We start from the raw sequence: 25,677 nt of genomic DNA on the forward strand, positions 1-25,677 counted from the left end.
CCAAAACGTACGCGCGGCTGGTTTATGGCTTGTTAACCACGGTGAGCAATCACATCCAAAATGGATGAACGGTTGACCCTTTGGGCCAACACGCGCTTCGCGCTCGACTTGACAACGCCCGCTTGTCAAAGAGGGCCGGTGATGAGGCATAACAACCCGAGGGCATCGATACATGGTAGCCTTGGTGCCCACGGTTGCGTTTCTTGGTCTCGATGCCCGGTCGGTCGAAGTGCAATGTCAGGTTGCATCGGGGCTGCCGGCCTTTAACGTCGTCGGACTGCCCGACAAGGCGGTGGGGGAAAGCCGCGAACGGGTCCGCGCAGCCATTGCGGCACTGGGATTGTCGCTGCCGCCAAAACGCATCACAATCAATTTGTCGCCGGCCGACTTGCCAAAAGAGGGATCCCATTATGATTTGCCGATTGCGCTGGCTTTGCTGGGGGCGATGGGCATTATCGATGCCGAGACGCTGGCAAGCTATGTGGTCGTGGGAGAGCTGTCGCTCGATGGCCGGCTTGCCGCCACGCCCGGTATCCTGCTCGCGGCCTTGCATGCCTCGGAAGAGAATCTCGGGCTGATCTGCCCGGCGCTGCAGGGATCCGAAGCCGCCTGGGCCGGCAATGTCGAGATTTTGGCGCCATCGGATCTGCTGGCCTTGCTCAACCATTTCAAGGGCCAGTCGGTGTTGACCCCGCCGGAAACAGGTCAGGCGCCGGAACCGGATTATGGGCCGGATCTCAAGATCGTCAAAGGACAGGAGACCGCCAAGCGGGCGCTCGAAATTGCGGCAGCTGGCGGTCATAATCTGCTGATGATCGGGCCGCCAGGATCGGGAAAATCGCTGCTCGCCTCTTGTGTTCCGGGCATTTTGCCGCCTTTGTCTCCGGCGGAAGCGCTGGAAGTGTCGATGATCGCCAGTGTCGCGGGAACACTGGACGGCGGACAGATGAGCCGGGCACGCCCCTATCGCGCCCCGCATCACAGCGCCTCGATGGCAGCATTGGTGGGCGGGGGGTTGAAAGTGCGGCCGGGCGAAGTCAGCCTTGCCCATCTCGGCGTGCTGTTTCTCGATGAGTTTCCCGAATTCCAGCGATCGGTGCTCGATTCCCTGCGCCAGCCGCTGGAATCCGGCGAAGTCAGCGTTGCCCGTGCCAATGCGCACGTGACCTTTCCGGCGCGGGTGCAATTGATCGCCGCGATGAATCCGTGCCGTTGCGGCCATCTCGACGATGCCACTCGGGCTTGCTCGCGGGCGCCGCGCTGTGCCGCGGATTATCAGGCCAAGCTGTCCGGGCCCCTGATCGACCGGATAGACTTGCACGTCGAAGTGGCGGCGCTATCGGCAGCAGATCTTACCATGCCGGCGCCGGTCGAAGATTCCGCGACTGTCGCCGGGCGCGTTCGACGGGCCCGTGACCGCCAACGGGATCGGCTAAAAAAATATGGCCAGCGGACAAATGCCGAGATTGACGGGGACGCGCTGGAGGAAACAGCGACTCCGGTTGCGCAGGGCCAGGCTTTGCTGGCCCAAGCCGCCGAAGCCCTGCGGCTATCGGCGCGGAGCTATACCCGTCTGTTGCGGGTGGCGCGGACCATTGCTGATCTCTCGGATTCGGAGCAGATCACGCGTATTCATATTGCGGAAGCCCTCAGCTACCGGCGACAGCCGCCGCGCAACTAGGGAATATCTTCAGAAGTCCGGTAAAAATACCCGAGTCAGGCCGCCTTGTCGCCTTCGGTCAGTTCGAGCGGCGGGGACTTGCTTGCCATGTCGACCGTGGTTTTGGCGAGATTGGGTGATTTGCTGCTCTTGTGCTTGAATTTGCCGTCGACATGTCCGCCCTGTTCGATCGTGACATTTTCATAGGTCACGTCGCCGCCGATTCGCGCGCTCGAGGCAATCACCAGATCACCGGCATCAATCGATCCTTCCACGGCACCGGACAGGCTGGCATTCTGGGCGACGATCGCGCCTTTGACCTTGCTCGACGGGCCTTGCACCAGCGACAGGCACCGGATGTCACCGATCACTTCTCCATCGATGTGGAGATCGACCTTGGCGTCGATATTGCCAGTGATTACAATACCATCCCCGATGACGGAGAAACTGGATCCATTGGTTGCGCTGCTTCTAGCCACGGCTGGAGCCTGACTTTTTGGAACGCTCCTTTGGGGCGGTTGCGCGCTGTCTTGCGACGGCTTTGACTTTGAGAACATCTGTATTTGCCTCCAAAAATGGCCGGGGATTAATCGCGGTGCCATTGAGACGCACTTCAAAATGGAGATGCGTACCCGTGGACCGACCCGTGCTGCCCATAGCCCCCAATTCTATGCCCTGTTTGATGGTTTGACCAGAGGTCACGTGAATTTTCGAAAGATGCGCATAGCGCGTCATCAACCCGTTGCCATGGGTGATTTCAACGGTCTTGCCATAGCCGGATTTCCATCCCGCATGGGTTACCTGCCCTTTTGCAGCCGCCAGAATGGGCTGGCCATGCGGTCCCTTGAAATCGATGCCGCTGTGCATTGCACTGGCACCGGTAAACGGATCCCGGCGATAACCGTAGTTGCTGGACATCATCGATACATCGGCCGGCATCGCGGACGGAATGGCAAGCAATGTCTGCTCCAGCTGATCCATCCGTTGCAGCGCCAGATTCAGCCGTTCCAAAGTCGGGTGGAGCTCTTCCTCGTCCGCGCCGAAAAAGGGAATGAACGGACCACCCATGGCGCCGCCGCTAGCCGGTGACAGTTTCTCGGGGTTCAAGCCAAATTTGCGAATCGCAGCTTCGACCCGTGCAGACCGTTTCTGCGCCGCTCGGGTAAGCTTGTGCGCAAAGGCGATCTGCCGCGCTTCCAGTTCGGCAAGTTGAGAGGCTTCGGGGAAGGCGGCGCTGATCTTTTTCGTGTTTTCAGACAGCTGCTTGTCTTCCTCGGTCAAGCTGTTCGCAGTGTCTTCTGCAGAAAGCTCGCCGATGAACTGGGATGTGATCTGATCGAGAACATCTTGCCGCTTGCTGAGGTCGCTGGCGACTCCATCGACCGATTCCCGATAGGCCGCGACGCGGCTCTCCGAGCTGTTGACCGCCGCTTCCTTCTTGGCAAGCGCGATCCGTTCGCCCGACACGGTCAGCTGATTGACCGTCATCGCCAAAGTGATGATCAGCCAGATCGCCAGAATGGCCGATATGCCGAAGACCACCCGCTTCTGCAGCGTCGCCGATATGGTAAGAAACCGGACCTGTCCGTTGGCGCGCATGAAAAATTCGCGATCTGTGAACATATGATCCAGCCGGGCTTTGAGCCCACCCTTCATTGGTTGATTGTGCATGACCCGTCTTACTTTACTAATCCCCTGAAAGGCGCGTAGCAGAGGGGGGATGGTCGCGCGAATCATCCCGCGACGAGTCGTGACGAATGGGACGACTCGTGCGGTGAGTTGACAAATTAATGTAAAATTAACCGACAATAGCCGGTTTTGAACGATTCGTTTGTGCGATTTGTCACATTCTCCACCTGTTTTTTCGTGCTCTGATGACAGCGCGCGAAGAGGGTTAAATTGCGCGAGCAGCCATGCTAGCAGACCGGCATGACCGATCATGAAACAATGGTGGCAGATATGGGCGCAAAGGCACGGGCGGCTTTTGACACCATGGCCCATGCGACGGCAGCCGACAAAGAGCGGGCGTTGCTGGCGGCGGCCAGCGCCCTGCGCGACCATCAGGCCGAAATTATTACCGCCAACGCGGCGGATATGGCGCGCGGCAGGGACAGCGGTTTGAGTGACGCCATGCTCGACCGCCTGATGATCGATGAAGGACGTCTCGACGCTATGGCGTCAGCCCTGGAAAAGGTCGCCAGACTGTCGGATCCGGTTGGTGTGTTGATCGATCGCCAGGAGCAGCCCAATGGCTTGATCATGGAGCGGGTGCGGGTCCCGCTGGGGGTGATCGGCATCATCTATGAAAGCCGGCCCAACGTAACCGCTGACGCTGCGGCGCTGGCCCTGCGATCGGGCAATGCCGTCATCTTGCGCGGCGGATCAGAGGCGATCGAGAGCAATCGCGCCATTCATCACGCGCTGGTGGCAGGAATCGCGTCGACGGGCCTGCCGGCCGATGCGGTGCAGCTGGTGCCGGTAACGGATCGCGCTGCGGTCGGCGCGATGCTGCGCGCGCGTGCACATATCGACATCATCATCCCCCGCGGCGGAAAGTCGCTGGTCGCGCGGGTCCAGGAAGAGGCGCGCGTGCCGGTGCTCGCGCATCTCGATGGCATTTGCCATAGCTATATCCACAAGGCCGCCGATCAGGACAAAGCCATAACGATTGCGGTGAACGCCAAAATGCGACGGACCGGCATATGCGGTGCGATGGAAACCTTGCTGATCGATCAGGACTATGCCGCGCCCGGACCTTTGATCCGCGCGTTGATCGACGCCGGCTGCGAGATACGCGGCGATGACAGTATCATGGAACTCGACGCCCGGACCGTGCCGGTGGATGCGAACGATTGGGACACTGAATATCTCGCACCGGTTCTGGCGGTGCGCATGGTGTCGGGAGTCGAGGAAGCGCTCGCCCATATCGCGGCGCACGGGTCGCAGCACACCGATGTCATCGTGACCGAAGACGCCGCCACGGCCGACATTTTCATCCGGCGGGCAGACAGCGCGATTGTGATGTGGAATGCGTCGAGCCAGTTTGCCGATGGCGGCGAATTTGGCCTGGGCGCGGAAATCGGAATTTCCACGGGACGGTTGCACGCCCGCGGCCCGGTCGCGCTGGAAGGACTGACAACCTATAAATGGGTGGTTCGCGGCACCGGGCAAATCCGACCTTGAGCGCGACCATCTCCAGGAAAATCAACCATCCATCCGGGTCTGGCCAGCGATGAAGACCACAGGGCTTCTCGGCGGTTCGTTCAATCCGGCCCATGGCGCGCATCGGTCGATCAGCCTGTTCGCGATGGAAGAACTCGCGCTGGATGAACTGTGGTGGCTGGTGTCTCCCGGGAATCCGCTGAAGGCCGGGGCGAGCGACATGGCACCGCTGGCTGCGCGCCTCGCGTCGGCGCAGAAAATGACGCGGCGCAGCGCGATCCGGCCAACTGCGATCGAGCAGATGCTCGGCACGCGCTATACTTATGACACGTTGTTGGCTTTGGTACGGCGCTATCCCAAACGGCAGTTTGTCTGGATCATGGGCGCCGACAATCTCGCCCAGTTTCACCGGTGGAAAGACTGGCGAAAAATCGCCCGCTTATTGCCGATTGCAGTTATTGCCCGTCCCGGCTATGATGACGATGCTCTTGCGGCTCCCGCAATGGCCTGGCTCCGGCGCTCCGTCCGGCCCGCGAGCCAGCGTAGGAACTGGACTAACTGGAGTACGCCAGCGCTGACATTCTTGCGCTATCGTCCCGACCCCCGCTCGGCCACCGCGATCCGGATGGCCCGGCCCCATTGGCACAAACTCTATGCTGACCACTGCGTTCGCGACGCCGTGACGAGGCGGCTGGTTTGCCCAACAGATTGATTAGGATTAATTTTGACGAAACCGAAAACAAAGGCCCTGAAAGCCGCCGATTCCAAAGAAGGAAAGGCTGAATCAGACGCCCTTTATGCCCTGGTGATGAAATCGCTGGATGACGATCAGGCGCAGGATGTCGTATCGATTGCCCTTGAGGGAAAAAGCAATATTGCCGATCATATGGTGATCGCGGAAGGCCGCTCGACTCGCCAGGTAGCGTCCATGGCCCAGAAACTGGCGGAACGCGTGAAGCAGGCAGGCGGCGAAGCCCGCATTGAAGGCCTGGCCAATGCCGACTGGGTGCTGATCGATACCGGTGACGTTATCGTCCATCTGTTCCGTCCCGAAGTGCGTAGCTTCTATAATCTGGAACGGATGTGGGCGGTTGGCGAAGACGAGATGGCCGAAGCCGAGGCGGCTGAGCTTTAATCAGGGCGAACGGTCATGCGGCTTCATATCGTTGCCCGCGGCAAGATTGGCCGCAGCCCGGAACAGCAATTGGTGGACCGCTATGTCCAGCGCATTCCCTGGCAATGCCAGGTGAGCGAGCTGCCCGACAAAGGGGGCAAGACGCCAAAGACCACCGACCAGACCAAGATTATTGCCCTGGATGAAACTGGAGAGAACTGGACATCGATGCGTTTTGCCGAAACGCTCGGCCAATGGCGCGACAACGGGGTGCGTGAAGCGCGCTTCCTGATCGGTGCGGCGGACGGGCTGAGCGCGGAAGAACGCGACAGCGCGGACCATTTCCTGTCTTTTGGCAAACCGACCTGGCCCCATATGATGGCCAGAGCGATGCTGGCGGAACAATTGTTTCGGGCAACGGCGATCCTCGCCGGGCATCCCTATCACAGGGAAGGGTAAGCAATGATGCGCGCATCCGCGTTAGTTTCGGTCCTGATCGTGGTTCTGGGTTTCGGTGCCGTCGCCTTGTCCGCACAGGTCACCGAACCGTCCCTCGAAGAGCAGCAACGCGCCCTGATTTCTGCGCGCGAACAGTCTGAAAAAGCGCAACAGCGCGGCAATGCGCTGCGTCGCCAGGCGGAAGCGGCCACCAACCGGGCCGACAAGGTCGGCAATGAGGCCGCGGCGCTCGCCGCCCGAATCCAGGCTGCCGAAGCCGATATCAAAGCGGCGCAGTCCCGCATTGCGATTGTCGAACAGTTGCAGCGCCGCCAGCGGGCGCGGCTCGCGGAAAAGCAGGGGCCGGTGGTGCGGTTGACCGCCGCGTTGCAGATGATGACGCGCAAGCCCACTGCAGTGGCGCTGGTTGAACCCCGGTCGCTCGACGAGTTAATCTATATGCGATCGGTTATGGCCGCGGTTATTCCGCAGATCGAGGAACGCACCGCGACTCTGCGTGATGAGGTCCGCCAAGGCGAAAAACTGCGCAAGCAGGCCGACCGGGCGATCATTTCCCTGAACGAAAGCCAGCAGCGCCTGGCCGACCGACGCAAGCAACTGGCAGGGCTTGAAGCCAATGTCCGGATCGATGCGGAGCAATTTTCCAGCGATGCCGGCCTGGAGCAGGACCGTGCGCTGGCATTGGGTGAAGAGGCCCGGGATATTCTCGATCTGATGGACCAGATCCGGGAAAGCGGCGCGGTCCGTGAATCGCTGGCCCAGCTAAGTGGGCCGGTCTTGCGGGACGGGCAGGGCGGGGAAGAGCAGGTGCCGGAGACCGCGCAGAATCCGGATGTTGCGACGGCCTATCGGTTGCCGGTGATCGGCGATATCGTGACCGGCCTCGGCGAGATATCGGACAGCGGATATCGCTCGCGCGGTCTGACGCTGGCTGTTGCACCGGAAGCGCAGATTGTCGCGCCGGCGGCCGGAATTGTCGCCTATGCCGGGCGCTATCGGGGCTATGGCAATATTGTGATTATCGAACATGGTAGCGGCTGGACCAGCTTGATCACCAATTTGGCAACCGCCAGTGTCGCGGTTGAAGATCGTATCGTCCAGGGCGCGCCGCTCGGCCGGTCCGGAACCGATGATCCGACGGTCACGGTCGAATTGCGCCGCAACGGCCGCCCGATCGATATCGCCGCGCTGATTGGCTGAGCCGAATCGCCGCGTCGGACGCGTCTGAATCCGATCCGGAATCGCTGTTGATCGAAGACTGTTGTCATTTTTGGTTAAGGTGCTTGGCTTTAAGCCCGATTCAGGCCTATATTTACGGCCAATAGAGATAGACAGGACAGCATTGATGAAAAAACCCGTTTTGCAGGCAGCCGCCCTTGTTTTGACGGTCGCGCTCGTGCCCGCCACGACCGCCGCGATCTCGGCAGTCGATGCCAATACCTATCGCGAGATGGAACAGTTTATGAGCGTGTTCGACCGGGTGCGGACCGACTATGTCGACCAGGTTGATGACGCGGCGCTGATCAAGGGCGCGATCAACGGGATGCTCGGCAGTCTCGACCCGCATAGCAGTTTTCTCGATGCTCGGGATTTTGACAATTTGCGGACCCAGACTGACGGCAATTATGGCGGTCTTGGTCTTTCGGTGACGATGGAAGACGGGGCGGTCAAGGTGATCGCGCCGTTCAAGGATACGCCTGCCGACAAGGCCGGTGTCAAAGCCGGGGACTATATTACCCATATTAATGGCGAACTGATTTACGGCGGATCGCTCGATGAAGCGGTAGAAGAAATGCGCGGCCGTCCCGGATCTCCGATCAAGCTGACAATTGTCCGGCCCGGACGCGACAAGCCGTTTGACGTGTCGATGAATCGTGCCATCATCGATCTGAAGCCGGTGACCTGGGAAGTGAAAGACAAGATTGGCGTGATCAGCATCACAAGCTTCTCCAACGATACCGGTGCGGATGTGAAAGCCGCAATTGCCGGCATCGACAAGGCACTGGGCAAGAAACCTCTGGGCTATGTGCTTGATATGCGCTCCAATCCCGGCGGATTGCTCGATGAAGCGGTAAATGTTTCCGACGTGTTCCTGTCGCGCGGCGAAATTGTGTCGCAACGTGGACGCAGCAAGTCCGATATCGAACGCTATTTTGCCAAGAGCGGCGATGCCGCCAATGGCTTGCCGGTCATTGTCCTGATTGATGCCGGTTCGGCATCGGCTTCGGAAATTGTCGCCGGGGCCTTGCAGGACCATCATCGCGGTCTGGTCATGGGCGAACGGAGCTTCGGCAAGGGTTCGGTTCAGACCTTATTGCCCTTGTCCAACACATCGGCCCTGCGCCTGACGACCGCACGCTACTACACGCCGTCCGGGAAATCAGTACAGGAAGGTGGCATCGAGCCGGATATCATCGTGCCGCAACTGTCCGACCCGGATTATAAAACCCGTCCACGGTTCCGCGAATCCGATCTGCGGCGTCATCTCGTCAATGAAGTGAAGCTGGAAGATGATGTGCTGGAAGAGGACACCAAGGATGATCCCCGGTTCAAGCAAACCGCGGAAGAGCTCGAGAAAGAGGGTGTGACGGACTTCCAGTTGCACTATGCCCTGCAGACCATCGGCCGTCTTGGGCCCGAAGGTTTGAAGGTCGCGATGAGCAAGGCGGCACCCAAAAAATCCACCAAACCGGCGGTAGCGAAAAACTAGGAGGCCAGGTTGGCCCGTTCCCACGCCGCTTATTGGCTGGCTCTTCTGATCCCGTCGGCCTTGCTTGGTGGGGCGTTGATCAGCCAATATGGCTTCGGCTTGTATCCCTGCGAAATGTGCGTGTGGCAGCGCTGGCCGCATTTGGCCGCCATTGTCCTGGCACTCGCTGCCTTGCTTGTGCGCCAGCAGCGCTGGTCGAAATTCCTCGTGCTTGATGCGGCGCTGGCCATTTTGATCAGCGGTTTGATCGGCGGTTTTCATGCTGGCGTGGAATATGGCTGGTGGGAAGGCATAACCTCCTGCGCGACCGTTGTCGCCGAGGGGGCGGACATGCTCGACTCGATCATGAATGCGCCGCTGGTCCGCTGTGATGTGGCGCCCTGGTCGCTTTTTGGCATTTCGCTGGCCGGATATAATTTCCTCTTGTCTGTGGGCGGTGCCATGCTCATCTTGGTGTTGATGTTCGTTGGCCGAAAGGAAGCGTGATATGACTGACAAGGCGATCGGAAGCAGCAATGTCGATATTGCGTCGATGATTCGGGTCAATCAGGCTGGTGAATATGGCGCGGCCCAGATTTACAAGGGCCAGCTTGCGGTGATGGGCGATGACGCCCCGGACAGCAGCGCCATTCATCACATGGCCGATCAGGAACAGCGCCATCTCGACGCGTTTGACCGGATGATTGTCGAGCGCAATGTCCGTCCGACAATGTTGCAACCCTTCTGGAAGGCCGCCGGCTATGCACTGGGCGCCGGCACCGCGATTATGGGACCACGCGCCGCCATGGCTTGTACCGCTGCGGTCGAGACCGAAATTGACAAACATTATCGCGAACAGCTGGAGCAACTCGAATCCGAGGATGATCCCGAGCTGAAAGGGTTGATCGCGGAATTTCGCGAAGAAGAGCTCGAGCACAAGGAAACCGCGATCGCGGCGGGTGCGGAAGACACACCGGGCTATCCGGTGCTCAGCGCAGCGATCCGGCTGGGTTGCAAGCTTGCGATCGGGCTGTCCAAGCGGGTGTAAGCGATCGGCGCGGCTTCAGCGCGTGTTCATTGATGGTATGACAAAGGGCTTAGCATGAAAAAAACAGTTTTGATCACGACCGGTGCGCTGCTTTCCAGCCTGTTTGCAGCCACGCCATTAATGGCCCAGGACCAGGGTGGCGATCGGGTGAATCAGCTGGTCATCTATGGCGATGATCCCTGCCCCCAAAGCAGCGAAGGCGAAATTGTCGTTTGCGCGCGCAAGGATGAATCCGAACGCTATCGGATTCCCGAAACCCTGCGCAACAACCCCAATGCGGCCGAGAATCAGGCCTGGTCGGAACGGGTGCGCGCCTATGAATATGTGGGCAAGACCGGAACCCAAAGCTGTTCTCCGGTTGGCGCGGGCGGTTTTACCGGCTGTACCCAACGCCTGTTGACGCAAGCCTATGCGGAGCGCGGACAGGATGACACGGTCAATTGGGGCCGGCTAATCGAAGAAGAGCGCCAGAAACGTCTTGCCCGAATCGACGGTGAAGCGGAAGCGGTTGAAGAACGCCTGCGGGAAATTGAAGCCCAGCGCGAAGCCCGGGAAGCCGGCGCGGCCGAAGCACGCGCGCGATTAGAAGCGCAGGACGCGGCGGCACTGGAAGCGCAGCAAGCCGAAACCCGCGCCACCAATGATCTCGCTGTCCCGCCGGGCGCCGACGAAGTGCCCGAAGACAATCAGCCGGACGACCAGTAAACGGTTAGTCGCTCTCGGTGAGGGCCTCCACAGATTGATTGAATTTTTCGGCCTGATGAGCCTCGAGAATATCTTCCATCTTGTCGTTGAACGAGAAGGCAACCAGTTTCCAGCCGCTGGCGCCCCGATAGAATTTCAAGTCGAAGCTTAAGGCATATTTCTCCTGAAAAATCATATATCGCCGAGCGACATAGCGGTCTGCCGCCTCTTGTGAACGGATCAACTCGCCGCCTTCCACCGCGCCGTAGCTGCTGAGAAATGTGTTCAGCGTGTTGATCAGATTGGTCTTTTCCGACGGCCCGACGGCGATAAGCGGGGCTTGCGCGATCAGATTCTCGATCACCGTTGTCGCATTGCCGGTTTTGAGATCCGCGATCATGGCTTGTGCAATGGTATCGGGTGTGGCCTGAGCCATAACCGGGGCCGGAACGCTGATGGCCAACCCAATGGTGGCTGTGCGGATAATATTCATATCATGACTTTCCTTCGATCCAGCGCAGGACCTGTGCTTCCAGCATGTTCAGCGGGACCGCGCCCTGGCCGAGCACGACGTCATGAAACTCACGCAAATCGAATTTGTCGCCTAACGCTTCGGTGGCCTTGGCGCGCAATTCGCGGATTTTCAGTTCCCCCATTTTATAGGCCAGCGCCTGACCGGGCCAGCTGATATAGCGGTTGACCTCGGCTTCGATATTGGCCTCGCTCAGCGCGGTATTGTCGGTCATGAAGGCGATTGCGCGCTGCTTGCTCCAGCCTTTGGAATGGATGCCGGTGTCGACCACCAGACGGGAAGCCCGCCACATCTCATAGGACAGGCGTCCCATATCCTTGGCCGGCGTGTCATAGAGCCCCATCTCGATTCCCAGGCGCTCGGAATAAAGCCCCCAGCCTTCGACAAAAGCGGTGAAAAAGGCACCATATTTCCGGAAGTCCGGCATATCGAGTTCCTGTTGCAACGCGATCTGCATGTGGTGGCCCGGCACCGCTTCGTGGACGCTGAGCGCGGGAATTTCCCAGAATGGCCGTTGATCGAGCTTGGAGGTGTTGACGTAGTAAAAGCCCGCGATGCCCACATCCGGTGAACCCGGATTATAATAAGCGGTCGTGGTGCCTTCCGCTGTTTCGGCGGGAATTTCCTTGATCCCGTAAGGCAGGCGGGCCAGCTTTCCGATAATCGACGGCATTTTGCCATCGATAATCTTGGTGACCCGTGCCACTTTTTCCATCAGCTCTTCGGGGGTCTTGGCATAATATTTCGGATTGGTCCGCAGATCAGCGATAAACGCTTCGCGGCTTTCGAACCCGGCCTGTTTCGCCACATCGACCATTTCACTGCGGATCCGGGCAACCTCCGACAAGCCGATATTGTGAATCTCGTCCGCCGTTTTGTCGGTCGTGGTCATCTGCCGGATGCGGAAGTCATAATATTTGTCGCCGCCGGGCTGGGCCGACACGCCCGGTGCCTTGGCACAATTGGGTGCATAGGCGCTCAGATACCAGTCGAGATGCTTTTCAAGCGCGGGCCGAATGACCGTTGCAATCGTGTCGGCAGCGTTGTCGGCCAATCCATCAAACGTCGCCTGGTCAATGCCGTCGGGCCGGGTCTTGGTAAAGGGCTGGAAGAACCGTGATTCCCTGGGGTCATCAGTGATCAGGCCGGAGATACTTTTTTCATAACCCACCATCGACACGCAGGGCTGGACATAGCCTCCGGCGAGCGCCTGATTGGCCACGGCAATCCCCTGATCATTGACGGACGCATAGCGTTTCAGCCGATTGATATAGGACTGGAAATCCTCGACTGTCCGGAATGGCAGATTGTTCTGCATGCTGGCAAAGCTCTGGTGCCAGCCGCTGCGATTGGTGAAGTTGATCGTCCGCTGGCCATAGCTATTGGCTTCTATCTGCTCCGCCAGGCTGCGCCGCAAAATGCCGAAATTGGTCTTGTCCGCTTCGGACAGTTGCGTCTGATCAATCCGATCAAGCTGGCTGAGCCAGCGCCGGGCCTTGGCCACCCGCTGGTCTTCGGCTTCGAGGCTGTTGTCGCTGACCCGTCCCTCCGGATCGGCAATGCCCAGTGATGAAGCGAAGACCGGAGACTGGTCCAGGCTATAGGCCCAATATTCGTCGATAATCTGATGCAAGGCCGCCGATTTTTCCGGCTGCACGGTCTCGGCGAGCACCGGACTGGTGAGCGTCGGCAGGCTGATCGCAAGCGCTGATAACGTGATCAAAAACGGTGCTTTGCGCATAATGTATCCCCTCGATATGATGCCGGACATCGTGAAGTCTCGGGACCAATAGTCAAGCAGGATTTTGGCTATTGGCGCGGCAGAAGCCGTTCCCGCAGGCGGGTGGCCGCGGCGCGGTCCAGATGATGGATCTTCAAGGGCGCCATGGCCGATCCGCCGGCAATCCCGATGGTGACTGTGGCCAGCCCCAGCGGATGGTCGAGTGGTGACTGGCTGATATCAACGGTTTGCACCTTGCGGATCGGCAGGATTGTGCGTTTGCGCCGCCACCATCCGCTGGTGACGAACAGCTGGCCACCGTCCAGCGCATAGCGATGCCTCCGCCAATTAAGAAACTGGATCACCGCGATCGGCAGGCCGATCAGCACCAAAGCGAACAAGCCGGGATGAAAAAACAGCCCGAGGCCGATCGAAAGCGCACCGAAGATCACCAGAAAGATCAGCGCGTCGCGCCACCACATGGCGGGGTTCACGCCATGGAAAGCCGCCGCATCATCCGCCTCGCTAATGTCTGTTGGCGCCAAAATGGGCGCGATTTCGTCCGGGCTTGCACAAGGGGCAACGCTGTGATCGCTCTCTCCGCTGCCGTCGCTGGCGAGCGACTGGAACTTCAGGTGATACCAGCCAAACCGCTCGCGGATGGGGCCGGTCTGGATGATTGCGGCTTGCACGCGATGGATCGGCATCACCGTATCGGTCAGCGTGAACAGGCCCCGCCGCCGCCGAAAACCGGGTTGGCCGCGATTGACCCGGTCGAGGCGAAAACCATAGTCCCGGATGACCGTGCGAATAATCCCGCTGATCACACCGATCCCGATCAATGCCAGCAGCGCGCTGATCACGCCAAAAATCCGGGTTGATAGACTGAGGCCATTGATCACCTCTTGCTGGCCGAATTGTTCGGCCCAATACCAGGGGTTGAAATATTCGCTGGGCACCAGAAAATCGAGATTCTGGGCAATGGCCCCGATGATTGCAAACAGGACGAACGAAAAATTGAACACACCGGCAATCAGCAAGCGGCGATTGTCCATCGCGAATAACGGGGGCTGATCATCCGTGTCCGTCACCATGATTGCATCGGCCGGAGCGGTTTCGTCGGCCTGGGATTTATAGTCCCTGATCCGGTCGCGCAACGCTTCGGCATCAGCGAGCGACAAGGCGTTCAGCTTGTCGTCTTCACCCGCTGATGCTCCGGTTTCGAGCCTGACCATGGCCAGACCGAATATCCGGCTGACAAGTTTCTGTTCGAGGCTGACATCCTGAATGCGATCGAGCGGGATCGAGCGGTTGTTGCGGCTCAGCAGTCCGCTCTTGATCCGGATTTCCCGCGCACCAAGTTGATAGGAAAAGCGCGACCAGATCAGCGCGGATATCCCGATGATGGCGGTTAACAGCACCGCCGCGGCTATCGCAGTATAGCGGCCATTGCCATCGAACAGACTGAAATGGAGCACCCCCAGCGCGATCAGGTTCTGGCTGATGATCGCGATCGACTTGAGAATGATGCTGAGCGGGTGGAGCCGCAGAAAGGGGGCTCTGTGCTGACGTCTTCCGGTTGTCCTGCGATGATCGGGGGTGCCGTTTCGGTCATATCATGTCTTGACGGATATGCCCTTTGATGGTGTCGCGCATCGCTTCGGCATCGGCGGTGCTCAGGCCGGGCAGGACGACGATGCTGTTATGCGTCCCGGCGGTGTGGACGATCAGTGTCGAGAGCCCGAAATAGCGCTGCAACGGGCCTTGCGCGACGTCGATATGCTGAATCCGGTTGAACGGCACGATCGTATCGGTCCGCCACAGGAAGCCGCGCAACACCCGCAACTGTTCCTCCGCGCCGGCCGAGTCCATCGCATAGCCCCAACGCCGGTAGATCCGCTGCGGCAGGAAGACCAGCAGGAACAGCGCGATGACGGCGATCGGTCCGATGATCGCACCGGAAAACCCGGGCAGATTGTCATACAGGATGAATTCTCCGACACAGGCCGCCGCCAGCAGAATGAGCATGCCGATCGCGATATTGACCCGGATCAGCGCCTTTTGTGGTGGATGGAGCGGCGTCAGGCCCTGGTTATAGCTGACCGCCTGATCCTGTTCCCACCGGGTGAGCGGATCGTCGGGGGCGCTGTCGGAAGCAATTTCGGTCATGGTTTCCCTATGCCGCAGCTGTATTATTTAGGCAAGACAGATAGCGTCTGGCGGCGATGCCAGCGCGCTAACGGGCGAGCGCGGCCACCGCTTCATCGGTCAGCGACTTGATAATTTCGGCCACACTTTCTTCGGCCTTGACCATGCCAACCGATTGGCCGGCCATGACCGATCCGTTCTCGACATCGCCGTCAATCACCGCCTTGCGCAGAGCCCCGGCCCAGAAATGCTCGATCTGCAACTGGGCTTCGCCCATTTCGATATCGCCGGCATCAAGCAATTTGGCGACCTCGATCTGCTTGCGGGTAAATTCTTCGGTGCCCTTATTCTTCAGCGCGCGGACCGGAATGACCGGCAAGCGGGGGTCGACCTGGACGCTGGTCACCGCATCGCGGGCGTTGCCGCGAATAAAGGCTTTCTTGAAATCGGGATGGGCAATAGATTCATGTGCGCAAACAAACCGCGTACCAAGCTGCACGCCGCTGGCGCCCATTTCGAGATAGCTCGCAATCGCCTCGCCGCGGGCAATGCCACCGGCGACAAAGACCGGCAGCTGGTCCGCGATTTCGGGCAGGATTTCCTGGGCCAGAACCGATGTTGACACGGGACCGATATGGCCGCCGGCTTCCATGCCCTCGATGACAATCGCATCGACGCCGGAGCGGATAAATTTCTTCGCCAGCGCCATGGCGGGCGCAAAGCAGATCACCTTGGCACCGGTTTCCTTGATCGCTTCAAGACTGCCTTTGGGGGGCAGGCCGCCGGCGAGCACGACATGGCTGACATTATGTTTCCCGCAAATCGCGATCAACGCCATCAGGTCGGGATGCATGGTGATCAGATTGACCCCGAATGGCTTGGTCGTACGCTTGCGGGTTTCCAATATTTCCGTGTCCAGCAATTCCGGTGTCATCGCGCCGCAGGCGATTACGCCAAAGCCGCCGGCATTGGATATCGCGCTCACCAGATTGCGCTCGGAGACCCAGCTCATGGCCCCACACATGATCGCGGTTTCGCTGCCCAGCAGATCGGTGCCGCGCTGCATGAGTGAGGAGAGTTTTGATTGGGTCATGTTTTTCTTTCGCTCTTTTCAGGCCTAGGCTGCGTCTTCGGCATCCAGCCCATAAGCGGTGTGGAGGACCCGCAACGCCAGTTCGGTATAATCTTCTTCGATCAGGACACTGACCTTGATTTCGGATGTGGTAATTGCCTGAATGTTCACGCCGCGATCTGCTAGCGCCTTGAACATCGTTGACGCGACACCGGCGTGGCTCTTCATGCCGACGCCGACCACCGAGATTTTGGCGACATTGGTATCAGCGATGAGACGGTTATAGCCAATCCCGGCCTGCGCTTCCTCGAGCACCTGCTTGGTACGGTCGAGATCGCTGGTCGGTGCGGTAAACGTCACGTCGGTTTCGCCTTTTTCGCGGCCGACATTCTGAATGATCATGTCGACATTGATCGCGGCATCGGCCAGCGGCTCGAATATATTGGCCACTGCACCGGGTTTGTCGGGCACGCGGGTCAGGGTGATCTTGGATTCATTCTTGTCGTGGGCAATGCCCGTGATCAACTGGCGTTCCATGTCACTTTTCTCCATTTCACTTTCGCTGACGATCATCGTGCCCGGCAGATCATCTGCACTGGGGGCACCATTTTCGGTGAACGAGGACAGCACCTGAATGCGGACATTCTCCTTCATCGCCAATCCGACCGAGCGAGTCTGCAGGACCTTGGCGCCGACGCTGGCCAGCTCGAGCATTTCCTCGAAGGTCACGGTTTTCAGCTTCCGGGCGCGTGTCACGATCCGCGGGTCGGTGGTATAAACGCCATCGACATCGGTGTAGATATCACAGCGATCGGCTTTGACCGCCGCGGCAATGGCAACCGCACTGGTGTCCGAGCCACCGCGGCCCAAGGTGGTAATCCGGCCATCTTCGCTGAGTCCCTGAAAGCCGGGAATAATCGCAATCTCGCCGCTCTGCATCGACTGGGTCAGCGCCTTGGCATCGATCGTCTCGATCCGCGCCTTGCTGTGCGCTTCCATGGTCCGGATCGGCATCTGCCAGCCCAGCCAGCTGCGCGCCTTGGCGCCAAGCGACTGCAGCGCAATGGCGAGCAGGCCGGACGTCACCTGTTCGCCGGAAGCGACAACCACATCATATTCGGCGGCATCATAAAGCGAGCTGGCTTCCCGGCAGAAATTGACCAGCCGGTCGGTGTCACCGGCCATGGCCGAGACCACCACCGCGATTTCGTGCCCGGCATCGGCTTGCTGCTTGACGATCTGCGCCACACGGCGGATACGCTCGATTCCGGCCATCGATGTGCCGCCAAATTTCATCACTATCCGGGCCATGATGTCTGGAATTGAACTTTCTGCTGAAAAGGGTCTGAACGCGACGCGCAAGCTGTGATAAAGAGGCGCCATGACAAACGCAAGTAAGAGCATGCCCGCAGAAAGCGACTCGGGTCGACAAGCGGTTTCACATGCAACCGGAACGACGATTAATCCCGACGAAGCGGCCCATTTCGGGGCGTTGGCGGCCGAGTGGTGGGATCCGAACGGGTCCAGCGCGATGCTCCACAAGCTCAACCCGGTGCGGCTGCGCTATATCAGAAACGCCATCGACACGCATTTCGGCAGCGACGCCCAGGCGCTGAAACCCCTGCGCGGCAAGCGCGCGCTCGATGTGGGTTGCGGCGCTGGTCTGGTCTGTGAGCCGCTGGCCAGGCTGGGGGCTGCAGTAACCGGTCTTGATGCCGCGCCAGAGAATATTGCCGCCGCCACCGCGCATGCGGCGCCACAAAAGCTCGGTATCCGCTATCAGAATGTCGCGATCGAGGCGTTTGCGGAAAGCGGATTTGATCTCGTGACCTCGCTCGAAGTCATCGAGCATGTCAATGACCCGGCCGGCTTCGTGCGCGGTCTGGCGGCGGCGCTGGCGCCCGAGGGATTGATGATCCTGTCGACGCCCAACCGCACCGCCCTGTCCAAGTTGATGCTGGTCGAACTGGCCGAATGGACTGGCCGTATTCCGCGCGGCACGCATGATCATGACAAGTTTTTCACGCCCGAAGAGGCAACCGCCCTGCTGCACGAGGCCGGCCTCGAAGTGCTGGATACAGCCGGCCTGTCCTACAGCCCGGCGCACGGGTTTCAGCTGTCCGATGACCTCACGCTCAACTATCTGATGACGGTGGTGCATCAATGACAACCCGCGTTCGGCCCTATAATCTGGCCGACAAGCCGGCCTGCCTTGCGGTTTTCGACTCCAACATTCCGGCTTATTTCGATGCCAGCGAGCGGGATGATTTCGCTACCTTTCTCGATGATCCCAAAGGCACATATTATGTGGTGGAACAAAACGGCAAGCCTTGCGGTTGCGGCGGTATTGCGCGCGAGGAAAACGGTCAGGCCCGTTTCACCTGGGGAATGGTTGCCAACGCCCTGCACGGGGCCGGCTTGGGAAAATGTCTGGCCGAACACCGGTTGCGGGAAATCGAAAAGGCTGGCGATTATACCCAAGTCGAGCTGTTTACCACGCCACAGGTTGCCCCGTTTTTCGCCAAATTCGGTTTTGAAACCCGGACGACCGAAAAAGACGGTTTTGCGCCTGGCATGGACAAGGTGCAGATGATCCGGCCGCTGTCCGGCCATGCGGCAAAGGAAACGGCGCCGGCTTAGAAATCCACTTTTTCATAATGGGCCGGCGGGGCGATGACTTCCATCCGTTCGGACAGCAGCGGCCGGAAGGCGGGCCGCGACTTGAACATGGCGTACCAGGCCTTGGTCTGCTCGTGGCCGGTCCAGTCGATTCCGCCGAGATAGTCCGCCACCGACAATTGCGCGGCCGCGGCGAGATCGGCGAGACTCATGGTGGCCCCGGCGAGCCAGCTGCGATGGTCGATCAGATAGTCGATATAGTCGAGATGAACATTGGCCCGGCGCATCGCCTCGCGCAGCACTTTCGCATCCGGGGGCTGGCGATGAATGATCCGCTTGTGCATCCGCTCGAACAGCAACGGTGCGGTCACATCACCGTAAAATTGTTCGTCGAACCAGGCCACCAACCGGCGAATCTCGGCGCGATTGACCGCGGTACCGTTGATCATCGGCGATTTCTCCACCGTTTCTTCAATATATTCACAGATCGCATTGCTGTCGACCAGCGTGATATGACTTTCGCTGTGCCGCATCACCGGAGTGCGCCCGGCGGGATTCATATCGAGAAATTCGTCGCGCTGGGTCCAGGGCGATTCGCGCACCAGCTCATAGCCGGCTGACTTTTCGCCCATAAGCAGGCGGACTTTGCGCGAAAACGGACAAAGTGGAAACTGGAACAACTGCCACATAATATTGCTGTTAATCGGGTTTGTGCTGCGGGGGAAGAGGATTGATGCGGGAATTGCAGATTAGCAGGCAAACGGCGCGCCGATTACCATATCTGCATCCTGTGCGTGCGATGCTGCGGCGGTTCAGTCCTGCTCTTCCATCCGGTTCTTGACGCGCTCGCCGATCGCCTTCAGCTGCGGCAATAGCGCGCCGAATTCGCTGGCCAGCAGGCCCATCATTGCGGTGCCCTTGCGCATCTTGTCCTCGATATTGCGATCAAAATCCGGATCGTCGCCGCGGGTGAGATCGCCCAGCGTGGCATCCGGAGCGATGCCGGACAAGGCTGCATCGCCCTGCATATCGGCCGGGACGGCCTGTTCAATTGCGGTGACAAACGGGCCGACGGGCAGCTCCATCATGGCGCCCATCAGTCCGGACATCATCGTCACCATATTGTCCTGAAAGACCGGATCGTTCAGTTTCTCGACGATCTCGCTGTCATCATTGCGGTCCTGGGCCATGGCCGGCACAGATACACTCAGCGCCACGGCCAAAAGGGGAAGGGTAATTGGTGATCGCATGCAAGCCTCCTCGGATCGTTGTCATCACCGCCTGTCTAGCAGCGCCGATCTGAGGGAAAGCTGAACTGGCGTGCGCCATCCGCCTGCGAGCGGTAAATTGTTGTAACAAAGCCGCTTTTCAGTCCGGCTTGTAGATCGCCAGCCGGTTGCCAGCCGGATCCAGACATTCGAATCGCTGTCCGCCGGGATAGGTGAAAATGTCCTGAACGATGGTGCCCTTCGCCGCCTTGACCTGAGCCAGGGCCGCTTCAAGATCATCCGTCTCGAAGGTCGGCATGGGGGCTGCGGGTTCCGCTCCGGCGGCCAGCCCGATCTGCACCGCACCGCCTTCAACCGCGGCATAGTCCGGGCCGTAGTCGGTAAAGGCAAAGTCAAAGGCCTGTTCGTAAAAGGCCTTGCTGGCGGGGAGATTGGCGGCTTTCATCTCGAGATAATTGGGCGTGATTTTGGGCATGGCAGGGACTCCAGAATTGGGATTGGGATCGCACTGACTTCCCAAATAAAACGACCAAAGACAAAGTTTCGACGCTGTCTATTCTGAACTGGCAGGGTTCAAGGCACAGCAGGGCTTACACATATTTCCGGTTCGATACGGTAAAAATATTTTCCGTTATCGGCGACCGTCTCTCTGACTTCAACCCGATCATTTATGCGGCATGTGACGATGAAAGAAACCTCCTCTTTCACTTTGATTGTCCGCCCATCCCTCAATTTTATGTCCAGATAGGAGGTCGTGGGAAATGAATATTGAGACGCAATCTTGACGATATTTGAGATTCGGCCTTCTATGGGAATTCCGGATTGATTCCGGACACTCCCGACGCCATCCGTTTTCAAAACCATTACGTAAGTAAAAACGGAAACCAATATGATCAGAGTCGCCCAAAGCTTCCACTCCTGGCGGAACCGAAACTTATAATAGTCAAAACTTGTCGGTCTCAATCGAATCTGATCACTCCGCCGCCTCGATCGCGGCATCATCGCCGAGCGGATGATCCAGCCGGTCGATCATTTCCTTCGGACAGACTTGCCAGAACCGCTCGCGCCAGCGATCCCAGTCGCGCAGGATCGTCTCCGACCATTTGCTGTCGGTCTTCTTGTGATGCGCTTCGACCAACGCTTTGAGATGCGCTTCCCAATAGTCGCTTTCAATCCGTTGCCAGACGATGCTTTCGGGATTGGCGCATTGTTCGAAATTGCGATCCAGGTCGAGGATGAAGGCCATGCCGCCGGTCATCCCCGCGCCAAAATTATTGCCGACCGATCCCAAAATCACCGCGTTGCCGCCGGTCATATATTCACAGCCATTGGCGCCGCAGCCCTCGACCACGACATCCGCACCGCTGTTGCGGACCGCGAAGCGTTCGCCGGCCTGCCCGGCCGCATAGAGTCGGCCCGAGGTCGCGCCGTAGAGCACGGTGTTGCCGATAATCGTATTGGCCTTGCTGTCGAGCGGCGAGCTGACCATCGGACGGATGATGATCTGGCCGCCACACAGGCCCTTGCCGACATAATCATTGGCATCGCCAAAGACTTCCAGCGTGATCCCCTGACAGAGAAACGCGCCCAGCGACTGCCCCGCGCTGCCCCGAAGCCGGACATGCACATGGTTGTCATTCAGCGCGGTCATGCCATATTTGGCGGTGATCTCGGCGGAAAAACGCGTGCCAACCGCGCGGTGGGTGTTGCGGACCGTATAGGTCAGCTGCATTTTCTCGCGCCGTTCGAATACCGGCTTGGCATCGACAATCATCTGTGCATCGAGACTGTCGGGCACTTCATTGCGATGGGTCGGCAGGTTGAAGGTCCGCTCGGTATCCGGCGCATCGACCTTGGCGAGCACGGGATTGAGATCGAGATCATCGAGATGTTCCGCGCCGCGACTCACCTGGCGCAGCAATTCGGTACGGCCAACCACCTCGTTGAGCGAGCGGAAACCCAGTCGGGCCAGAATTTCACGGACTTCCTCGGCCATATAGGTCATCAGGTTGATGACCTTTTCCGGTGTGCCGGTGAATTTCTCGCGAAGCTTCTCGTCCTGGACACAAACCCCGACCGGGCAGGTATTGGAGTGGCATTGCCGGACCATGATACAGCCCATCGCGACCAGACTGAGCGTGCCCAGCCCGAATTCCTCGGCGCCGAGAATCGCGGCAATAACAATGTCGCGACCGGTTTTGAGGCCGCCATCGGTGCGGAGCTTCACCCGGTGCCGGAGATTGTTGAGGGTCAGCACCTGATTGGCTTCGCTCAATCCCATTTCCCAGGGCGTCCCGGCAAATTTGATCGAGGTCTGCGGGGACGCACCGGTGCCACCGGTATTGCCGGAGATCAGAATGACATCGGCATGGGCCTTGGCCACCCCGGCGGCGATCGTCCCGATGCCGGCGGAAGAGACCAGCTTGACGCACACCCGCGCTTTCGGGTTGATCTGCTTGAGGTCATAGATCAGCTGCGCGAGATCCTCGATCGAGTAAATATCGTGATGCGGTGGCGGGCTGATCAGCGTGACACCGGGCGTCGAATGGCGCAGCTTGGCGATAAATTCAGTGACCTTGAAACCGGGCAGCTGTCCGCCTTCACCAGGCTTGGCGCCCTGGGCAACCTTGATCTCGACCTCTTCACAGGCGCCGAGATATTCGGCCGTGACACCAAAGCGGCCGGATGCAACCTGCTTGATCGGGCTCGAGGCATTGTCGCCATTTTCATAAGGCGTGTAGCGTTTTTTCTCTTCGCCGCCTTCCCCGGAAACCGCTTTCGCGCCGATCCGGTTCATCGCGATGGCGAGCGTTTCATGGGCTTCGGGGCTCAGCGCGCCGAGCGACATGCCGGGCGTGATGAAGCGTTTGCGAATCTCGGTAATCGCCTCAACCTCGTCAATCGCAATCGGCTCCGGCGCATAGTTGAATTCGAGCAGATCCCGCAGATAGACTGGTTCAAGTTCGCGCACGCCTTGCGAGAACTGAAGATAGGACGAATAGCTGTCATGCGCGACGGCACTTTGCAGCAGATGCATCAGATGGGCGCTATAGGCATGGGCCTCTCCGCCATCACGTTGCTTGTAGAATCCGCCGACGGGCAAGCGCACCACCGCAGGCTCGAACGCGGCCTCATGCTTCTCCTGTGCGTTGATGAACAGCGAGGCATAGCCTTCACCGGATATCTTGGTCGGCATCCCGGGAAACAGGTCGTTGCACAGCGCGCGCGACAGACCCACCGCCTCGAAATTATAGCCACCGCGATAACTGGAGATCACCGCAATGCCCATTTTCGACATGATCTTGAGCAACCCGTCATCGACCGCTTTCTTGTGGCGGGCGATACAGTCTGCGAGGCTCAGGCCATCAAACAGTCCGCGGGCCTGCCGATCGACAATCGCGGCTTCCGACAGATAGGCATTGACGGTCGTCGCGCCAACACCAATCAGCACCGCGTAGCAATGGGTATCAAGACATTCTGCCGCACGGACATTGACCGACGCGTAAGCGCGCAGTCCCTTGCGGACCAGATGGGTGTGCACCGCCGCGGTCGCAATGACCATCGATATGGCCATATGGTCTTCGTCAATATTCTCGTCGGTCAGGAAGATTTCGGTCTGGCCCTGGCGCACCGCCTGTTCGGCTTCATCGCGTATCCGCGCGATCGCGTCACGCAGGGTGATGGCACCCCCGGATACCGACATGGTACAGTCAATCTCGGCAACCGTGTCCCCGAAACTGGCTTTCAGGCGTTCCCATGCCGCACAGCTTAGCACCGGACTGTCGAGCACCAGCACATTTTCATTCTGGCTGTCGGTTTCGAGAATATTGGCGAGATTGGAAAAGCGGGTGCGCAGGCTCATCACATGGCGTTCGCGCAGACTGTCAATCGGCGGATTGGTCACCTGGCTGAAATTCTGGCGGAAGAAATGACTGACCTGGCGGGGCTTGAGACTGATCACTGCGAGCGGCGTGTCGTCGCCCATGGAACCAATGGCTTCCTTGGCATCCTCGACCATCGGCGCGAGAATGACTTCCATATCTTCCAGCGTATGACCCGCAGCGGTCTGGCGCCGGATCAGTTCTTCCTTGGTGAACTGCAATTTGTCTTCGTCTGGAGAGGCGGGCAAGTCTTCCATCGTCTGGAAGCCTTTGACGCGGTCGGCATAAGGCTCTTCGCCCGCGACCCGGTCCTTGATTTCCTTGTCCGAGAACATGGTGCCCTCGTCGAGATCAACCGCAATCATCTCGCCGGGTCCCAGGCGCCCTTTTTCGATGATCTGGCTTTCGGGCACCACGACCATACCGGTTTCCGATCCGATGATCAGCAGATTGTCGCTGGTCTTGCTGTAGCGCAGCGGACGCAGCGCGTTGCGATCAACACCCGCTACGGCCCAGCGGCCATCGGTCATCGCCAGTGCGGCTGGCCCGTCCCAGGGTTCCATGACGCTGGCCATATATTCATACATTGCCTTATGCGCGGGATCGACATCCGGCTTGTTCTGCCACGCTTCCGGAACGAGCATCAGCTTGGCGGTTGGTGCTTCTCTGCCGGAGCGGCAGATCGTTTCGAACACGGCGTCCAGCGCGGCGGTGTCGGAGGCGCCGGCTGGAATAACCGGTTTGATATCTTCCGAATGGTCGCCAAAAGCCAGGCTGGCCATCTTGATTTCGTGGCTCTTCATCCAGTTCTTGTTGCCGCGAATGGTATTCACTTCGCCATTATGGGCGAGGGTACGGAACGGCTGGGCAAGCCACCATTGCGGGAAGGTGTTGGTCGAATAGCGCTGGTGAAAAATCGCGATCCGGCTTTCGAACCGGGGGTCGGTCAGGTCGGGATAAAAGACCGACAGGGATTCCGCGAGGAACAGGCCCTTGTAGATGATCGACTGGCAGGACAGACTGCAGATGTAAAAGTCATGAATCTGGGCCGCGATCACCTTTTTTTCGATCCGGCGGCGAATCAGATAGAGATTTTTCTCAAATTCCGCAGCGCTTTGGCGGTCCGGCATCGGTCCGGCAATCATGATCTGCTCGATTTCAGGCCGGGTATTCTGGGCCTTGACGCCGATCACTGACACGTCGACCGGCACCTGGCGCCAGCCATAAATCGTATAGCCCGATTCAATGATTTCGGCCTCGACAATGGTCCGGCAGGTTTCCTGGGCGCTGAGATCGGTGCGCGGCAAGAAAATCATTCCGACCGCCAAGCGGTTGGGTCGCACCTTGTGGCCGCTGTCGGCAATCGCATCGTCAAAGAATCGCGCCGGCAGATCGACATGCAGGCCCGCGCCGTCGCCGGTCATCCCGTCGGCATCCACCGCGCCCCGGTGCCAGACCGCTTTCAGCGCATCAATGGCCGAGGAGACCACGCGCCGCGATGGCTTGCCATCGGTGGCCGCAACCAGCCCGACACCGCAGGCATCGGATTCAAACTCCGGGCGATACATGCCGGTTTCGGCAAGGCGCTTATGCTCGGCGGTGGGATAATTGTGGGTCATGGTCATTTCATTTCAATCAAATTGATCAGCAAGGAGCGCGG

Annotated in this window: 24 protein-coding genes; 12 read left to right on the forward strand and 12 right to left on the reverse strand. The window is 59.2% G+C overall.

The genetic code is table 11. The features are described 5' to 3' along the window. The first annotated feature begins 172 nt into the window (after positions 1 to 172). A complete protein-coding gene (locus ACZ1GS_RS00150; RefSeq protein WP_472696489.1) occupies positions 173 to 1,681 on the forward strand; it encodes a YifB family Mg chelatase-like AAA ATPase in 1,509 nt (502 codons plus the stop codon). Positions 1,682 to 1,716: 35 nt separating this feature from the next. Here the strand turns inward: ACZ1GS_RS00150 and ACZ1GS_RS00155 are convergent, their stop codons facing one another. Both ACZ1GS_RS00155 and ACZ1GS_RS00160 read right to left on the reverse strand, forming a co-directional pair. Beyond that, the gene (locus tag ACZ1GS_RS00155) at positions 1,717 to 2,139 is read right to left on the reverse strand and encodes a bactofilin family protein (RefSeq protein WP_472696490.1); all 423 of its coding nucleotides are present in this window, start codon (positions 2,137 to 2,139) and stop codon (positions 1,717 to 1,719) included. Then, positions 2,132 to 3,331, reverse strand: a complete 1,200-nt coding sequence (locus tag ACZ1GS_RS00160; protein WP_472696491.1) for a M23 family metallopeptidase — start codon at positions 3,329 to 3,331, stop codon at positions 2,132 to 2,134. Before ACZ1GS_RS00160 ends, ACZ1GS_RS00155 begins: the two co-directional genes overlap by 8 nt. Before the next feature lie 258 nt (positions 3,332 to 3,589). Between ACZ1GS_RS00160 and ACZ1GS_RS00165 the strand changes: the two genes are divergently transcribed. The 9 genes from ACZ1GS_RS00165 (at position 3,590) to ACZ1GS_RS00205 (ending at position 10,837) form a co-directional block, all read left to right on the forward strand. Next, on the forward strand, positions 3,590 to 4,843 hold the full coding sequence (locus ACZ1GS_RS00165; protein ID WP_472696492.1) for a glutamate-5-semialdehyde dehydrogenase: 1,254 nt from the start codon (positions 3,590 to 3,592) through the stop codon (positions 4,841 to 4,843). A gap of 49 nt (positions 4,844 to 4,892) precedes the next feature. After that, complete coding sequence (locus ACZ1GS_RS00170; RefSeq protein ID WP_472696493.1) at positions 4,893 to 5,534, forward strand: nicotinate-nucleotide adenylyltransferase; 642 nt, start codon at positions 4,893 to 4,895, stop codon at positions 5,532 to 5,534. Positions 5,535 to 5,630: 96 nt separating this feature from the next. Next, the gene (rsfS, locus tag ACZ1GS_RS00175) at positions 5,631 to 5,957 is read left to right on the forward strand and encodes a ribosome silencing factor (RefSeq protein ID WP_472698174.1); all 327 of its coding nucleotides are present in this window, start codon (positions 5,631 to 5,633) and stop codon (positions 5,955 to 5,957) included. 15 nt (positions 5,958 to 5,972) lie between these two features. Further along, positions 5,973 to 6,395 (forward strand): 23S rRNA (pseudouridine(1915)-N(3))-methyltransferase RlmH, encoded by a 423-nt coding sequence (locus tag ACZ1GS_RS00180; protein ID WP_472696494.1) that lies wholly within the window; start codon positions 5,973 to 5,975, stop codon positions 6,393 to 6,395. 3 nt (positions 6,396 to 6,398) lie between these two features. Next, positions 6,399 to 7,595 carry a murein hydrolase activator EnvC family protein gene (locus ACZ1GS_RS00185; protein WP_472696495.1) on the forward strand — a complete coding sequence of 399 codons (1,197 nt, stop codon included), beginning with the start codon at positions 6,399 to 6,401 and terminating at the stop codon, positions 7,593 to 7,595. Positions 7,596 to 7,740: 145 nt separating this feature from the next. Then, positions 7,741 to 9,105, forward strand: a complete 1,365-nt coding sequence (locus ACZ1GS_RS00190; protein WP_472696496.1) for a S41 family peptidase — start codon at positions 7,741 to 7,743, stop codon at positions 9,103 to 9,105. Positions 9,106 to 9,114: 9 nt separating this feature from the next. Continuing rightward, positions 9,115 to 9,591, forward strand: coding sequence for a disulfide bond formation protein B (locus ACZ1GS_RS00195; RefSeq protein WP_472696497.1), 477 nt, complete (start codon positions 9,115 to 9,117; stop codon positions 9,589 to 9,591). 1 nt (position 9,592) lies between these two features. Beyond that, positions 9,593 to 10,132 carry a demethoxyubiquinone hydroxylase family protein gene (locus ACZ1GS_RS00200; RefSeq protein WP_472696498.1) on the forward strand — a complete coding sequence of 180 codons (540 nt, stop codon included), beginning with the start codon at positions 9,593 to 9,595 and terminating at the stop codon, positions 10,130 to 10,132. Between the two features lie 54 nt (positions 10,133 to 10,186). Further along, on the forward strand, positions 10,187 to 10,837 hold the full coding sequence (locus ACZ1GS_RS00205) for a hypothetical protein (protein ID WP_472696499.1): 651 nt from the start codon (positions 10,187 to 10,189) through the stop codon (positions 10,835 to 10,837). Positions 10,838 to 10,841: 4 nt separating this feature from the next. On the opposite strand, the gene ACZ1GS_RS00210 is transcribed toward ACZ1GS_RS00205, so the two are convergent. The 6 genes from ACZ1GS_RS00210 to ACZ1GS_RS00235 all read right to left on the reverse strand — a co-directional run bounded on the left by ACZ1GS_RS00210 (position 10,842) and on the right by ACZ1GS_RS00235 (position 17,599). After that, the gene (locus ACZ1GS_RS00210) at positions 10,842 to 11,309 is read right to left on the reverse strand and encodes a hypothetical protein (RefSeq protein WP_472696500.1); all 468 of its coding nucleotides are present in this window, start codon (positions 11,307 to 11,309) and stop codon (positions 10,842 to 10,844) included. A 1-nt stretch (position 11,310) separates the two neighbouring features. Continuing rightward, a complete protein-coding gene (locus tag ACZ1GS_RS00215; RefSeq protein ID WP_472696501.1) occupies positions 11,311 to 13,089 on the reverse strand; it encodes a DUF885 domain-containing protein in 1,779 nt (592 codons plus the stop codon). Positions 13,090 to 13,157: 68 nt separating this feature from the next. Continuing rightward, positions 13,158 to 14,546: a PH domain-containing protein gene (locus ACZ1GS_RS00220; protein ID WP_472696502.1), complete on the reverse strand. Its 1,389-nt coding sequence runs from the start codon at positions 14,544 to 14,546 to the stop codon at positions 13,158 to 13,160. 133 nt (positions 14,547 to 14,679) lie between these two features. Continuing rightward, on the reverse strand, positions 14,680 to 15,237 hold the full coding sequence (locus ACZ1GS_RS00225; protein ID WP_472696503.1) for a PH domain-containing protein: 558 nt from the start codon (positions 15,235 to 15,237) through the stop codon (positions 14,680 to 14,682). A gap of 67 nt (positions 15,238 to 15,304) precedes the next feature. After that, entirely contained in the window at positions 15,305 to 16,309 is a 1,005-nt protein-coding gene (locus tag ACZ1GS_RS00230; RefSeq protein WP_472696504.1) for an NAD(P)H-dependent flavin oxidoreductase, read from the reverse strand. A gap of 24 nt (positions 16,310 to 16,333) precedes the next feature. Beyond that, complete coding sequence (locus tag ACZ1GS_RS00235; protein WP_472696505.1) at positions 16,334 to 17,599, reverse strand: aspartate kinase; 1,266 nt, start codon at positions 17,597 to 17,599, stop codon at positions 16,334 to 16,336. A 91-nt stretch (positions 17,600 to 17,690) separates the two neighbouring features. On the opposite strand from ACZ1GS_RS00235, the gene ubiG reads away from it, so the two are divergent. Beyond that, the gene (ubiG, locus tag ACZ1GS_RS00240; protein ID WP_472698175.1) at positions 17,691 to 18,455 is read left to right on the forward strand and encodes a bifunctional 2-polyprenyl-6-hydroxyphenol methylase/3-demethylubiquinol 3-O-methyltransferase UbiG; all 765 of its coding nucleotides are present in this window, start codon (positions 17,691 to 17,693) and stop codon (positions 18,453 to 18,455) included. Continuing rightward, positions 18,452 to 18,928: a GNAT family N-acetyltransferase gene (locus tag ACZ1GS_RS00245; RefSeq protein ID WP_472696506.1), complete on the forward strand. Its 477-nt coding sequence runs from the start codon at positions 18,452 to 18,454 to the stop codon at positions 18,926 to 18,928. Before ubiG ends, ACZ1GS_RS00245 begins: the two co-directional genes overlap by 4 nt. Here the strand turns inward: ACZ1GS_RS00245 and ACZ1GS_RS00250 are convergent. The 4 genes from ACZ1GS_RS00250 to gltB all read right to left on the reverse strand — a co-directional run bounded on the left by ACZ1GS_RS00250 (position 18,925) and on the right by gltB (position 25,636). Next, complete coding sequence (locus ACZ1GS_RS00250) at positions 18,925 to 19,596, reverse strand: glutathione S-transferase family protein (protein ID WP_472696507.1); 672 nt, start codon at positions 19,594 to 19,596, stop codon at positions 18,925 to 18,927. The genes ACZ1GS_RS00245 and ACZ1GS_RS00250 overlap by 4 nt on opposite strands. A 123-nt stretch (positions 19,597 to 19,719) precedes the next feature. After that, the gene (locus ACZ1GS_RS00255; protein ID WP_472696508.1) at positions 19,720 to 20,157 is read right to left on the reverse strand and encodes a hypothetical protein; all 438 of its coding nucleotides are present in this window, start codon (positions 20,155 to 20,157) and stop codon (positions 19,720 to 19,722) included. Between the two features lie 118 nt (positions 20,158 to 20,275). Next, complete coding sequence (locus tag ACZ1GS_RS00260; RefSeq protein WP_472696509.1) at positions 20,276 to 20,611, reverse strand: VOC family protein; 336 nt, start codon at positions 20,609 to 20,611, stop codon at positions 20,276 to 20,278. A 498-nt stretch (positions 20,612 to 21,109) separates the two neighbouring features. Beyond that, positions 21,110 to 25,636 carry a glutamate synthase large subunit gene (gene gltB, locus ACZ1GS_RS00265; RefSeq protein WP_472696510.1) on the reverse strand — a complete coding sequence of 1,509 codons (4,527 nt, stop codon included), beginning with the start codon at positions 25,634 to 25,636 and terminating at the stop codon, positions 21,110 to 21,112. Positions 25,637 to 25,677: the final 41 nt, after the last annotated feature.

The sequence above is a fragment of the Parasphingorhabdus sp. W113 genome, assembly GCF_055693205.1.

Excerpts from the sequence above, each read along its gene's own strand:
- ACZ1GS_RS00150 (WP_472696489.1), top strand. The coding sequence starts at position 173 with ATGGTAGCCTTGGTGCCCACGGTTGCGTTTCTTGGTCTCGATGCCCGG.
- ACZ1GS_RS00160 (WP_472696491.1), bottom strand. The coding sequence starts at position 3,331 with ATGCACAATCAACCAATGAAGGGTGGGCTCAAAGCCCGGCTGGATCAT.
- ACZ1GS_RS00165 (WP_472696492.1), top strand. The coding sequence starts at position 3,590 with ATGACCGATCATGAAACAATGGTGGCAGATATGGGCGCAAAGGCACGG.
- ACZ1GS_RS00170 (WP_472696493.1), top strand. The coding sequence starts at position 4,893 with ATGAAGACCACAGGGCTTCTCGGCGGTTCGTTCAATCCGGCCCATGGC.
- rsfS (WP_472698174.1), top strand. The coding sequence starts at position 5,631 with ATGAAATCGCTGGATGACGATCAGGCGCAGGATGTCGTATCGATTGCC.
- ACZ1GS_RS00180 (WP_472696494.1), top strand. The coding sequence starts at position 5,973 with ATGCGGCTTCATATCGTTGCCCGCGGCAAGATTGGCCGCAGCCCGGAA.
- ACZ1GS_RS00185 (WP_472696495.1), top strand. The coding sequence starts at position 6,399 with ATGATGCGCGCATCCGCGTTAGTTTCGGTCCTGATCGTGGTTCTGGGT.
- ACZ1GS_RS00190 (WP_472696496.1), top strand. The coding sequence starts at position 7,741 with ATGAAAAAACCCGTTTTGCAGGCAGCCGCCCTTGTTTTGACGGTCGCG.
- ACZ1GS_RS00200 (WP_472696498.1), top strand. The coding sequence starts at position 9,593 with ATGACTGACAAGGCGATCGGAAGCAGCAATGTCGATATTGCGTCGATG.
- ACZ1GS_RS00205 (WP_472696499.1), top strand. The coding sequence starts at position 10,187 with ATGAAAAAAACAGTTTTGATCACGACCGGTGCGCTGCTTTCCAGCCTG.
- ACZ1GS_RS00210 (WP_472696500.1), bottom strand. The coding sequence starts at position 11,309 with ATGAATATTATCCGCACAGCCACCATTGGGTTGGCCATCAGCGTTCCG.
- ACZ1GS_RS00215 (WP_472696501.1), bottom strand. The coding sequence starts at position 13,089 with ATGCGCAAAGCACCGTTTTTGATCACGTTATCAGCGCTTGCGATCAGC.
- ACZ1GS_RS00225 (WP_472696503.1), bottom strand. The coding sequence starts at position 15,237 with ATGACCGAAATTGCTTCCGACAGCGCCCCCGACGATCCGCTCACCCGG.
- ACZ1GS_RS00230 (WP_472696504.1), bottom strand. The coding sequence starts at position 16,309 with ATGACCCAATCAAAACTCTCCTCACTCATGCAGCGCGGCACCGATCTG.
- ACZ1GS_RS00235 (WP_472696505.1), bottom strand. The coding sequence starts at position 17,599 with ATGGCCCGGATAGTGATGAAATTTGGCGGCACATCGATGGCCGGAATC.
- ubiG (WP_472698175.1), top strand. The coding sequence starts at position 17,691 with ATGCCCGCAGAAAGCGACTCGGGTCGACAAGCGGTTTCACATGCAACC.
- ACZ1GS_RS00245 (WP_472696506.1), top strand. The coding sequence starts at position 18,452 with ATGACAACCCGCGTTCGGCCCTATAATCTGGCCGACAAGCCGGCCTGC.
- ACZ1GS_RS00250 (WP_472696507.1), bottom strand. The coding sequence starts at position 19,596 with ATGTGGCAGTTGTTCCAGTTTCCACTTTGTCCGTTTTCGCGCAAAGTC.
- ACZ1GS_RS00255 (WP_472696508.1), bottom strand. The coding sequence starts at position 20,157 with ATGCGATCACCAATTACCCTTCCCCTTTTGGCCGTGGCGCTGAGTGTA.
- ACZ1GS_RS00260 (WP_472696509.1), bottom strand. The coding sequence starts at position 20,611 with ATGCCCAAAATCACGCCCAATTATCTCGAGATGAAAGCCGCCAATCTC.
- gltB (WP_472696510.1), bottom strand. The coding sequence starts at position 25,636 with ATGACCCACAATTATCCCACCGCCGAGCATAAGCGCCTTGCCGAAACC.